General features: G+C 71.7%; 9 protein-coding genes and 1 pseudogene. 9 read left to right on the top strand and 1 reads right to left on the bottom strand.

All coding sequences use genetic code 11. The features are described 5' to 3' along the window. Positions 1–24 precede the first annotated feature (24 nt). From ACYUED_RS38650 to ACYUED_RS38620, 7 genes are read left to right on the top strand one after another with little or no spacing between them, the layout of a single operon-like run. The gene (locus ACYUED_RS38650) at positions 25–1,593 is read left to right on the top strand and encodes an ABC transporter substrate-binding protein (RefSeq protein WP_491289075.1); all 1,569 of its coding nucleotides are present in this window, start codon (positions 25–27) and stop codon (positions 1,591–1,593) included. After that, entirely contained in the window at positions 1,590–2,570 is a 981-nt protein-coding gene (locus tag ACYUED_RS38645) for an ABC transporter permease (protein ID WP_491289074.1), read from the top strand. The genes ACYUED_RS38650 and ACYUED_RS38645 overlap by 4 nt, the downstream gene beginning before the upstream one ends. Continuing rightward, positions 2,570–3,373: an ABC transporter permease gene (locus ACYUED_RS38640; RefSeq protein WP_491289073.1), complete on the top strand. Its 804-nt coding sequence runs from the start codon at positions 2,570–2,572 to the stop codon at positions 3,371–3,373. Before ACYUED_RS38645 ends, ACYUED_RS38640 begins: the two co-directional genes overlap by 1 nt. Further along, positions 3,370–4,989: an ABC transporter ATP-binding protein gene (locus tag ACYUED_RS38635; RefSeq protein ID WP_491289072.1), complete on the top strand. Its 1,620-nt coding sequence runs from the start codon at positions 3,370–3,372 to the stop codon at positions 4,987–4,989. Before ACYUED_RS38640 ends, ACYUED_RS38635 begins: the two co-directional genes overlap by 4 nt. After that, complete coding sequence (locus ACYUED_RS38630) at positions 4,979–6,373, top strand: class I SAM-dependent methyltransferase (RefSeq protein ID WP_491289071.1); 1,395 nt, start codon at positions 4,979–4,981, stop codon at positions 6,371–6,373. The genes ACYUED_RS38635 and ACYUED_RS38630 overlap by 11 nt, the downstream gene beginning before the upstream one ends. Further along, a complete protein-coding gene (locus ACYUED_RS38625) occupies positions 6,370–7,791 on the top strand; it encodes a class I SAM-dependent methyltransferase (RefSeq protein WP_491289070.1) in 1,422 nt (473 codons plus the stop codon). Before ACYUED_RS38630 ends, ACYUED_RS38625 begins: the two co-directional genes overlap by 4 nt. Further along, complete coding sequence (locus ACYUED_RS38620) at positions 7,788–9,788, top strand: condensation domain-containing protein (protein ID WP_491289069.1); 2,001 nt, start codon at positions 7,788–7,790, stop codon at positions 9,786–9,788. Before ACYUED_RS38625 ends, ACYUED_RS38620 begins: the two co-directional genes overlap by 4 nt. A 62-nt stretch (positions 9,789–9,850) precedes the next feature. Here the strand turns inward: ACYUED_RS38620 and ACYUED_RS38615 are convergent, their stop codons facing one another. Further along, positions 9,851–10,774: an NAD(P)/FAD-dependent oxidoreductase gene (locus tag ACYUED_RS38615; RefSeq protein WP_491289068.1), complete on the bottom strand. Its 924-nt coding sequence runs from the start codon at positions 10,772–10,774 to the stop codon at positions 9,851–9,853. Between the two features lie 112 nt (positions 10,775–10,886). Here ACYUED_RS38615 and ACYUED_RS38610 point away from each other — a divergent pair, with 112 nt between their 5' ends. Together ACYUED_RS38610 and ACYUED_RS38605 are read left to right on the top strand one after the other, a co-directional pair. Next, positions 10,887–11,981 (top strand): saccharopine dehydrogenase NADP-binding domain-containing protein, encoded by a 1,095-nt coding sequence (locus ACYUED_RS38610; protein WP_491289067.1) that lies wholly within the window; start codon positions 10,887–10,889, stop codon positions 11,979–11,981. Between the two features lie 101 nt (positions 11,982–12,082). Beyond that, positions 12,083–12,268 (top strand): annotated as a pseudogene (locus ACYUED_RS38605) (IS630 family transposase); the annotation flags it as partial. Between the last annotated feature and the right edge of the window lie 58 nt (positions 12,269–12,326).

Below are 12,326 nucleotides of genomic sequence, written 5' to 3'. Positions count from 1 at the left end.
ACGCCTCTCGACTCGGAAAGAACGATGAGACCCAACACCTTTCTGCGGAAGCCGCATTTCCTCCGCGCGACCCTCGCCACCGCCACCGCCGGGATCCTGCTGCTCACCGGATGCTCGTCATCCGACGATGCCCAAGGCCCGGCGGCGTCCGCCGACCAACAACCCGTCGACGGCGGAACCCTCCGCTACGCCGTGTCCGGCTCGCCCGCCACGGCGGGCAACGACCCGCACGGCGGCCTCGGAAACGAATCCGACCTCCTGCGCTTCGCCCTCATCTACGACGTCCTTACCATCCCGGGCAAGGACGGCGAACCCAAGCCGCGCCTCGCCACGTCCTGGAAGCCGAACAAGGCCCTGGACCGCTGGACGTTCACCCTCCGCGACGACGCGAAGTTCACCGACGGCCGCCCGGTACGCGCCGACGACGTGCTGTACTCCCTGCGCCGCATCGCCGACAAGGCTGCCGAGAACTACGGCCGGCTCGCCGACTTCGACATGAAGGCGTCCAGGGTGGACGGCGACCACACCGTGGTTCTGGCCACCCGCGCGCCCATGGCGCAGGCGGCCAAGGCGCTCGAGTCCGTCAGCTTCGTCGTGCCCGAGGGCACCACGGACAAGGACTTCACCAAGGCGGTCCCGGGCTCCGGCCCCTTCAACGTGCGTTCCTCCGGGGCGCAGACCGCCGTGCTGGTCCGCAACGACCGCTGGTGGGGGCCGCGCCCGCATCTGGACCGGCTGGAGATCCAGGCCGTCGCCGACCCGCAGGCCCGCGCCAACGCAGTCCTGTCGGGGCAGGCCGATGTCGCGGGCAGCGTGAGCCCCGCCGCGGTCAAGAGCGCGGGCCGCTCCGGACCGCAGGTCGTGCGGCGCAAGGGCGTCACCGAATACCCGTTCATCATGCGCACGAACACGAAACCGTTTGACGATCCGAGAGTCAGGGAGGCGTTCCGCCTGGCCACGGACCGTCAGGCTCTCGTCGACACGGTCTTCCTGGGCTACGGGGATATCGCCAACGACCTGCCCACCCCGTACGACCCCTCGTACCCCGACGGTCTTCCGCAGCGCCGCCGCGACCTCGCTAAGGCCAAGGAGCTGCTCGAGCAGGCGGGCCACGCCGACGGGCTGAACGTCACCCTGCACACCACCACCGCGTACCCCGGCATGGACACCGCGGCCACCCTCTACTCGCGCCAGCTCTCGGAGATCGGCGTGAAGGCCGAGGTCAAGGTGGAGCCCGCCGACACCTACTGGACGGCCGTGTACGCCAAGAAGGCGTTCTACACGGGCTACTACGGCGGCATCTCCTTCCCCGACCTGGTGCGTGTCGGCCTGCTCTCGACATCCCCCACCAACGAAACCGCCTGGAAGAACAAGGAGTTCGACGCCGGCTTCACCCAGGCGATGGGAACGCTCGACGCCGACAGCCGCAACGACCTCCTCGCCGGAATCCAGCGGGACCTGTGGAAGGACGGCGGCTACGTCGTGTGGGGCACCGGCGACGGCCTCGACCTCGCCGCCCGCGGCGTACGACGACTGCCCGACGGTCCCGGCTTCCAGCGGATGTTCATCGACCAGGTCTGGATGGCCAAGTGACACTCCGCCCGTTCCTGCGCACGGTCCTGTTGACCGTGGCGGCGACGGCGGTCGTGTTCGCCGCCACCGCTCTGCTGCCCGGCGACGCGAGCGACGTCCGTGGCGCGGGACGGGCCTCGGAGCAGGAACGCGCGGACGAACGGGACCGGCTCGGCCTCGGCCGGCCGCCCCTCCTCCGCTATCTCGACTGGCTCTACGGTGCGGTACGCGGCGATCTCGGCCTCTCGCTGGTGAGCGGCCGTCCTGTGACCGGCCTGCTCGCCGAGCGGCTGGCCGCCACAGCCGTCCTCGTCGCCTGCGCGCTGGCCGTCACCGCGGTGTTCACCGCTGTCGCCCTGAGCGTCGCGTTCCTGCGCGGCGGACGCGGCGGCGCGGCGGCGACCGGGCTCGCGGCGATACCGCAGTCGGTGCACGCGGCCGTACTCGGCACGGTCTTTGCCGGAATCCTCGGCTGGCTGCCCGCCGTGTCCCTGCTGCCGCCCGGAGGTTCACCGTTCGACGCACCGCGGGTGCTGGTGCTGCCCGCGCTCACGCTGGCGTTGCCCTCGGCCGCGTACGCCACAGCACTGCTGCGCGGCACGCTCCTGGACTCTCTGCGCCACCCGCACGTCAGCGACGCCCGCATGCGGGGCCTGCCACCCGGCCTGGTCCTGATCCGGCATGTCCTGCCCTTCCTGCTGGTCCCGGCGCTGCGAGTGACCGCGCTCGTGGCCGGCGGGCTGATGGCGGGCACGGCGCTGGTGGAGACGCTGTTCGGCTACCCCGGCACCGGAAGCCTTTTGGTGTCCGCGGTCGCCGTCCGCGACATACCCGTCGTACAGGCAGCCGCGCTGCCGCCGGTCACCGTGCTGCTGCTGTGCATGCTCGTCGCCGATCGCCTCGACGCACGTGCCGACGTACGTCCTGCGGCACGGGCTGGGCGCGCGGACCACGGCGAGGGCCCGGCCGTCCCGGCTGCTGCCGGAGGGAGAGCCTGATGCGCTCCTTGAGGGCCCGTTCGCTCACCCCCGCGGTGGCCGCGGTCGGGGCGACGGCCGTCCTGGTGCTGCTGGGGCGGTACGTCGCCCCGCACGACCCGGGGCAACCGGTCGGCCCGCCCTGGTCCGCGCCGGGCTCCGACGTCCCCCTCGGGACGGACAGCCTCGGCCGCGATGTGCTGTCACGTGTGCTGTACGGAGGCACTGAACTCCTCGCCGTTTCGCTGCTGGCCGCGGTGGTGGCCCTGATCTGCGGTACCGCGCTCGGCCTGGCAGCCGGGTGGACCGGCGGGCACGTCGCCCGCTCTGTGTTCTGGCTGTGCGACCTGCTGCTGTCCGTACCCGCGCTGGTCCTCGCACTCGTCCTCGCCGTCACCGTGCCGGGTGGGACGGCGGTGGTGGTGGCGTCGGTGCTCAGCGGTACGCCCCTGACCGCCCGGATGGTGGCCGGTGAGGCGGCTCGCCTGCGGTCCCGCGGCCATGTGCGGGCGGCCCTGGAGCGGGGCGAGACAACGGCGTCCGTCCTCGTCCGCGAGGTGCTGCCGGCACTGCGTGGCCTGGTGACGGCCGATGCGGGGCTGCGCCTGGTGACCGCACTGCAGATCGCCTCGGCCCTTGCCGTCTTGGGTCTCGGCCCTCAACCGCCACAACCAGACTGGGCGTTGATGCTCACGGAGAACCTCTCGGGCGCCGCGCTCAATCCGGCGGCACTGATCGCGCCCGCCGTGCTGCTCGCGGGCTGCGCCTGGGCTCTGGCCGCCGCGGCACACCGGCTGGGGCAGGGAAAGGCGTACGTCGCATGACCTCGGTGAACGGAACCCCGGTGAGCGGGTCCCCGTTGCTCACGGCGGACGGGATGACGGTATGCCGGGCGTCAGACGGCGTCACCGTCCTGCCGTCCACCAGTCTGCGGGTCGGATCCGGACAGGTCGTCGTCATCACCGGCCCGTCGGGGTCAGGAAAGACGACGCTGCTGCACGCTCTCCTGGACACCGTCCCGCCGGGACTGCGCCGAACGGCCGGAACCGTGCGCTGGCAGGGCACGCCTGTGGAACGGGGCCGCTCCGCCCGGAAATGGCGTCGTTCCCGGTGCGGCTGGCTGGGCCAGGACCCCGGCGCCGCACTGCATCCGCTGTGGCGCGTCGACCGCCTGATCGGCGAGGACCTCGCGATGGACCGCGGTGCCAGAGCGTCGCACGTTACCGAGCAACTCGATCTGCTGGGCCTGCCGCTCGAAACCGCTGCGCGCCGGGCGGGCGAACTCTCCGGCGGCCAGGCCCAACGGATCGCGCTGGCTCGCGCGTTGGCTGCGGACCCCCCGCTCCTCGTCCTGGACGAGCCGACGTCGGGCATGGACGCGGAGACGGCGTCCCTGGTGACCCGGGCCGTCGCGGCCCGGCGTGGTACGCCGGGCCGCTGCGTGCTCGTGGTGACACACGATGATGCCCTCTTCGGCGACCTGGCGGATGTGACGGTCCGCGTCACGGCAGCGCCCCTGAAAGGGCGCGGGGCTGTGACATGTGCGGCTCCTCCCCCACTCTCGGCTTCGCTCGAGCGAGGGGACCCCCATCGTGAGCCCGACCAGCCACAGACGACCCGCAGCCGAATTACGTCCCCCATCCGGGGGTCTGGGGGCGCGGCCCCCAGTTTTGGGAAGGGGCAGGATCGCGGAAAGAGAGGCGCCCCGCTCTCCGCCCACGGCCTCGTACTGACCACCCCCGACGGAACAGTGCTCCTGGAAGACGGCGAGCTGGACCTGACCGACGGCAGCATCACCGCCCTGGTCGGCGCCTCCGGCATCGGCAAGACGACGCTCCTGCACGCACTCGTCGGCCGCCACCCCGCCTCGGCCGGGACGCTGCTGTGGCACGGCACGCCCTTACCCGCGGCCACCGAGCACCGCAGCCGGAACCAGCTGCGTGCCATCCAGCTCGCCGGGCAGAGCGCGGTCGACGAGCTCAACCCGGCTCACCGCGTGGACCGGGCCGTGGCAAGGCCGCTGTCCGTGCTGCACGGTCTGGGCCGGGACGCCGCGCTCGCCGAGGCGCGGACCCTCCTCGCGGCCGTCGGACTGCCTCCCGGCAGCGCCAGGCGCCGCCCGCAACTGCTTTCCGGTGGCCAGCGGCAGCGGGTCGTCCTCGCCCGGGCCCTGGCCGCGCGACCCGAGGTACTGCTGCTGGACGAGCCCACCGCGTCACTCGATCCCGACACCGGCCGGTCCGTGCTCGATCTGCTCGACCGGGTCCGGGAGACGGGCACCGCGATCCTGGCCGTCACCCACGACCCTGCCGTGGCAGCCCGCGCCGACGCCGTACTGGCGCTGCGCGACGGCCGCCTGCTCCCAGTTCCACCCGCCGACATGTCCGCCGCGCCAGCGCGACCCCGCACGCACCGAACGGAGCCTCCCCGTGCCCGATGAGACCACCGATACGACAGCCACCGCTGAACAGCGGATCGCAGCCCTCGCCGCCGCCCACCCCTGGGTGGCCGAGGCGCGACCCGCCCTCGACGGCGTCCTGCTGGTCACACCCCATCCGCGCGCGACAGCCGCGCTGCCCACCCCCGGCCCTCTGGTCGGCGAACACCTCGCGCACTGGGCCGAGGTGTACGAGTGGACGTACGAGACGGCCGAGGGCCAGCATGCCGGTGATCTGGACCTGTCCGGCTGGCGCGCCTCCGACACCGGAGAACCCCTGCCGACCGCCCACATGCGCGACTGGGTCGACCGCACGGTCGAGCTCGTTCTCGCCCAGCGCCCCCACCGGCTCCTCGAACTCGGCTGCGGCACCGGCCTGTTGGCCCACCGGCTGGCCCCCGGCCTGGACGGCTATGTCGGCACCGACGTGGCGGCCGTGGCGGTCGACCGCCTGAGCGGCGCCGGCCTGCCCCGCGCCGCCTTCGTCCGCGCGGCTGCCCACGAAACCGAGACGCCGCCAGTGCGGCAGGCGATGGAGCACGTCTTCGGGGCCGACGTACGGCCCGACTGCGTCCTGCTCAACTCCGTCACCCAATGCTTCCCCGACCTCGCGTATCTGACCGCCTTCCTGCACAGCGCACTCACCGTGGTGGAGGACGGCGGCACCGTGATCGTCGGCGACATCCGCCACGCGGGACTCCTCGAAGACCACTTCAGCCGGGTGGAACGGGCCCGCGACCCCCAATCGGCCGACAGGGACATCGCCGCGCGGGTCGCGTCGGCCGTGGCCCAGGACAGGGAACTCTCCTTCGCCCCCGCGGCTGTGCAGCGGATCCTGGCCGCCCACTCCCGAACCGTCCGGATGAGCGTGCACGCCCGCACGATGGCGTACGACTCGGAACTCACCCGGTACCGCTACGACCTCGTGCTGCACGTCGGCCCCGCCCCCGGCATCGCGGACCCGTCCGAGGTACGCCAACTGCAGTGGCAGGGAAGGGGAAGCGCCCCGCTGGCGGTCTCGCTGCAAACGGCACTGTCCCCCGGGCCCGTCATCCTGCACGGCATCCCCAACGCCCTCCTCACCGACGCTCCGGACGCCGTCACCCCCCATGACCTGCACCAGGCGCTGACCGGCACAGACGCCGCCGTGCTCCTCGACGCGGGCGACCCCCGCCTGCTCGCCGTCGCCGCACCGGCCGACTGCGCCACGGCGGCGACCGCCCGCCCGGTCCGGGACCCCTTGGGACGCCTGGCCCACGAGCCGCTGCCCGCGTTCGTACGACGCCGGCTGCCGGAAATCCTGCGCGACCACCTGCGCCGCACGCAGCCCGGCACGGTACTACCGAGGATCGTGGTGGACGACGCGCCCAACGGGGCGATCCGATGACACCCGCGCCCCTCGCCAAGGCTCTCTCCGCCCTGCCCGAGGTGGGCGCCTGGCAGTTGGTGCCGGGCAGCGCCGGGGACACCCTCCTGGTCGCTGGTCCAGCCGGCACGGCAGGCGGCGCAGTGGACGACGCCGCACACACCGAGGATGAGAAGGCCGTCGCGGCGGCCGCAGCCTCCGGTGACACGGCCGTCACCGGCACCGATCTCGCCGAACTCACGCCCCTGATGCGCCTGCTGGACGAAACCGCCCTGCTGACCATGGCCCGCGTCCTCGACCGCACCCGCCTCTTCCGCGCCCCGGCGGGGCGCACGGCCGCCGACGTCGTGACCGCACTGGGCACCGCGCCCCGCCACGCGTGGATCGTACGGCGCTGGCTGCGCACCCTGACCGCCGAAGGGCGGCTCAGCCGTGATCCGGCCACGGGCCACTACCGGGAGCTGACCGCGCCCGACCGCACGGAGTACGCCCGCGCCCGTCGCACCCTCGACGAGGCACGCCACGGCATGGGCTACCCCGAGTCCATGACACGGTTCTTCCTCGCCGCGGCCGACCGGCTTCCGCTGCTCCTGAAGGACCGTACGAGTCTGCAGGAGGTGCTCTTCCCACAGGGCGAGACGGACACGGCCGAGGGCAACTACCGCGACAGCGCACCGAGTCGATGGGCCAACCACGCCGCCGCCGACCTGATCGCCCACGAGGCCCGGCGCCGGGAGGGCGGCGGCCGGCCGCTGCGTGTGCTGGAGGCGGGGGCGGGGGTGGGCGGGACGACGGAAGCGGTCCTGAGTGCTCTCGACTCCGCCCCGGTCGACTACCTCTTCACGGATGTGTCCCGGTTCTTCCTGCAGGCCGCACGCACCCGGTTCGGTACCCACCCCGGACTGCGCCAGGCCCTGTTCGACATCAACGCCGATCCCGTGGCGCAGGGCCTGACCCCCGCCTCTCACGACGTGATCCTCGCCTCGAACGTCCTGCACAACGCCCGCCACGTGGGCCGTGCACTTGCGGCCATGCGCGAACTCCTCGCGCCAGACGGCCTGTTGGTGCTGGTCGAGTCCTGCCGGGAGCACTACCAGGCACTCACCTCGATGTACCTGCTGATGTCGCCGCAGCCCGACGAGGAACGCTGGTTCACCGATCTGCGGGCCGGACAGGACCGTGTGTTCCTCACCGAGACAGAGTGGGCGGGGCAGCTCGACGCGGCCGGTTTCCGCCCCCTGCCCATCCTGCCGCCCGCCGGCCACCCCCTGACCGCCCTCGGCCAGCACGTCATCGCCGGCCGCCCTCGCCCGGGCCACGGCCGGCCCGACCCCGACCGGGTCGCACGCGCGCTCGCCCAGCTACCTGGGCCGCGTCCCGTCCGCGTCCACGCCGTGGATCACGTACCATCCACCACCACCTCTGGAGCGACCAGTTGACCACTTCCGCCTCGCTACCCGTCGCCCCCGACGACCTCGTCCAGGCCGTGCGCGGTGTTTGGGCCGACGTCCTGGACAACGACACCGCGTCCATACCGGACGACACGAGCTTCCTCAGCCTGGGCGGCGACTCAGTCCTCGCCGTACGTATGGCAGCGGTGATCCGCAAGCGCCTAGGGGTGAACCTCGCCCTGTCAGACGTACGCGTCGAGCACACCGCGGTCCATCTCGCGGCGCTCCTCCACGAACGCGGCACAGCGGGCAGCGGCGTACCGCGCAGCCTGGACCTGGACAGCAAACGGCGCGACGATCCGGAGGCGCCCTTCCCGCTGCTGCCGCTCCAGCAGGGGTACTTCGTCGGCCAACAGGATGCCTGGGAATTGTCCTACCGTTCCGCCCACCACTACGTGGATATTGGCCTGGAGGACATCGACAGCGACGAGATCGTCGAGGCGCTCCAGGACGCGCTGGAGCGCCTGGCGGAACACCAGTCGGTGCTCCGGGCCCGCATCCTGCCCGACGGCACGCAGCGGATCCTCCCTCTCGACGATCCCGACGCCATGCCGCGGCTGCGGATGACCGATCTGAGCACCGCAGGGGAGGAGGAGATCGCCACTCAGCTCGCGGCGATCCGGCGGGAGATGAGCACCGAGGGTCCCGACCCCGCCGTGGGCTGCGGACTCGACATGCGGCTCACCCTGCTTCCGGGGCAGCGCGCCCGGCTGCACTCCTCCACCAGTCTGCTGATCATCGACGGCTGGTCGTCCGGCGTCTTCTACCGGGACCTCTTCGCCCTCGTCTCCGACTACAACGCCGTCCTCGCCCCGCTGGAGATCGACTTCGGGGACTACGTCACCAGCCTGCGCGACCTGCCCGACACCGAGCAGTGGCATCAGGACCGGGACTGGTGGTGGGACCGCCTCGACACGTTCCCCCTGCCCCCGGCGCTGCCCCTCGTGGCCGATCCGGCCGACGTGCGGCCGACGTTGATGGGCACGCGGCAGGCCGTGCTCGACGGCGAGCGGTGGGCCGCGCTGCGCGCCCACTGCACCGAGCACGGTGTCACCCCGTCGGCCGCGATGTTCGCGGTGTTCTCCGCCGCCGTGGCCCGTGCCTGCGGACACCGGCGCTTCCTGCTCAACACCCTTCAGCTGAACCGGCTCCCGCTACATCCGGACGTACCCCGCCTGGTGGGCGCCTTCTCGTCCACCATGCTCATGCCGATCGAGCTGCCGGAGAACCCAGCCTTCGCCGATCTGGCCGTCAGCGCCCAACAGGCCATGGGCGACGCCCTCGCACACCACCTGATCACCGGAGTGGAGGTCTCCCGTGAGCTGGGCCGCCGCCGCGGCACTCGGCGTCCGGTCGCCCCCGTCGTCTTCCAGAGCACCCTCGGAGTGGACGCGGCCCTGGGCAGCGAAGTCCCCTACGAGGCGGGCCCCTTGGGGCGGATCGATCTGCTGAGCCACCACCAGCAGCTGAGAACTCCCCAGGTCGCTCTTGAAGTACGCCTTTTCGAGTTGCGCGGCGAACTCGTCGTCGTCTTCTCCCTGGTGGAGGAGCTCTTCGCCGCTGAGGACGTGGACCGGATGTTCCAGGACGTGATGCGCACCGTCGAATCCCTCGTGGCGAAGGAGGGATGGTCGGCACCGGTCACGCTTCCGGCGGAGCTTGACGCGCAGCAGTCGGACGTCGGCGGCACGGGCGGACGGCTGTCCGTCCCGCTGACACGGGGCGGGACCGACGAGGAGCCGGGGGCTCCGCGGGACGACCTCGAACTGGCCATCGCGGCCGAGTGGGCCCAGTTGCTCGGATGCGCGGTGACCGACAGAGCGGCGGGCTTCTTCGCGCTGGGCGGGGATTCGCTCCTGGCGGTACGGATGCTCGGAGTGCTGGCTCGCAAGGGGGTCGGCAAGGTGACGCCGCGCCGCTTCCTGGAGCGTCCCACGGTGGCCGGTCTCGCCGATGCGGTGCGGGAGCCGGCCGCGCAGGGCTGACAGGGTCGACCGATTGCGACGGGAGCGCCCGGATGCCCTGGATGCTCCCGCCGCAGGCCGGATCAGCCGCCGAGCCCCGCGTCCTGCCGGAACAGCGCCTGCTCCAGCCAGACTGCGGCACGCGCTCCGTCGGCAGCCCCCGTGACCACGAACGTGAGCGCGTCCGGCAGCGCCTCCAGCCGGGCTGCGTCCCCGGCGGCGTAGACACCCGGCACGCTCGTGCGCTGGAACTCGTCCACACGGACGCAACCGTCAGGAAGTATCCGGCAGCCGAGCTGTTCGGCGAGCGGGGAGTGCTGGCGGGTGGGTGCCCGGTGGTACACGGCCTGCCGCTCGATGACCCGTCCGTCCACCAGGACGAGGCGGACTTCGCCCTCCTTGCCCTCGATCCGGGAAACGGGTGTCTCGTCGACGGCTATCCCGGCCTCGGCGAGCTTGCCCGCCGCCTGCTCGGGCACCGGATGCCCGTCCGTGCACACCACCACGTCGTCGCTGAACCGGTCGGCGACGTACAACGCCTGCATGACCTGGGGGAGTTCGTGACCGAGCACGGCGAGCTTCATTCCCCGGGTCTCCCAGCCATGACAGAAGGGGCAGTGATAGACACCGCGGCCGAAGAGCTCACTCAGTCCCTCCACCTGGTCGAGGACATCGACCTGCCCGGTGGCGATGATCAATTGGTGACCCGACACCCGTGCGCCGTCCGCGAGCGTCAGCAGGAACCCGCTCCCCTCCGCCGTCGCCGTGGTCACCAGCGCCTCACGGATCTCCACACTTGGGTAAACGGCGAGCTGTTCACGGCCTATGCGGCGCAGCTCCGCCGGGGGAAAGCCATCCCGGCTGAGGAGCATGTGCATCTCGGCGGCCGACGCGTTGCGCGGCGCGCCGCTGTCGAGAAGCAGCACGTTGCGGCGCTGACGGCCGAGCACCAACGCGGCGTTGAGACCGGCTGGACCTCCACCGACCACGAGTACGTCGTACGACATCGTTCTCCTCCGTTGCGTTCGGGGGGCGTTACCGCCAGATCCTTTACTGATAATAGTTATCAATTCCATTTGAAGTGGCAGTACGCCGCAACATCCAACGAAGGGCGACCCCATGGACTCCACCGCGGCGATCGGCATCCTCGGCGGCTACGGAGCAGTCGGCAGTGCGGTGGTACGCCGCCTGCATCAGGCAGGCATAGGACCGCTCCTGGTGGGCGGCCGGGATTCGTCGCGCGCAGGAGCACTCGTCGCTTCGCTCCGGCGCGACAAGGGATCAACCGCCATCAACGCTGAGGCGGTTGACCTCTGGTCCGCATCACTGGACTCGTTCCTCGGCCGCTGTCGACTCGTCGTCAACTGCGCGGGCCCGTCCTACCGGGTCCTGGACACAGTGGCCCGAGCGGCCCTGCGCCACGGCGTGGACTACATCGACGCGGCGGGCGACGACCCCCTCCACGCCCGGCTGACAGCAAAGTGCGTCGGAGCCGACGCCTGGACGGCCGCCGACCGAACCGCAGTGATCTCCGCCGGAGCGCTCCCGGGCCTTTCCGGACTTCTGCCGCGCGCCCTGACGGAGCCGACATCGCAGCCCGCCCGCCTGGAGGCGTACGTGGGCGGAGTGGCAGCGCTCACCCCCGCCGCCGCAGGAGACGTACTCCTCGCCCGGGGCCCCGAACACGGCACTCCCTCCGCGGCCTGGCAGGACGGGCGTGTCCGCGACCGTGCGCTGGAACCACGACGCGACCTGAGCCTCCCGGCCTTCCCTCGACCGGTGGTCGCCTTCCCCTACTTGTCGACCGAGGCAGCCCGTCTCGCCGAGACCACGGGCATCCGCCGACTGCACTGGTACACCGTCTTCGGAGGCGAGCGCCTCGCCGAAGAGCTCGCCATGGCCTGGGCCCTTGACACTACGGATACCGCCGAACTGGTCCTTGCCGCGGACGAGGATGTCCGCCGCCACGGCTCCTGGTACGGGCAGGAGTTCCGCCTGTGGAACGGAACCGACGACGGCCCGCCCACCCGCACCCTCACCCTCCGCGCCGAGGACTCCTACGAGCTCAGCGGCTTCCTCGCAGCCACTGCGGTGGGGCACGTCCTGACCGGCCGCGTGAAACCCGGCGTGCACTACGCGGCTGACGCACTCGACCCTCAGTCGACCGCCAGGGCTCTGGCGGCGGATCCCGTGGCCGAGCTGGAGATGACCTGAGGATCGTTCCCCGGAGCGGCTAATGCTGTGACCGCGAAGGTTCACCGGGTGATCATGGCGGTTGGATGTGCGATGACGTCCATTCGACCGCTGGAGGCGCGGTGGCTGATCCTGTCCGTGTGCGCAAACCGACCGATCAGGAGGGGCAGAAGCTGCAGCAGATCGTGCGCCGGGGAAGTACCAACTCGGTGCGCTACCGGCGGGGGGTGATGCTGTTGGCGTCCGTCGGCGGGAACCGCGTTCCGGTCATTGCCCAGCTGGTGCAGGCCGACGAGGACACTGTGCGCAGGAACGTGCCCGCGCTGGTCGGCAGTCGCCAACCCTGCGCTCCGGCCACTTGCCGCA

The sequence above is a fragment of the Streptomyces sp. DF42 genome, assembly GCF_058267695.1.
Note: the sequence above shows the minus strand (reverse complement) of the source record. Positions and strands in the feature narration are given on the sequence as shown.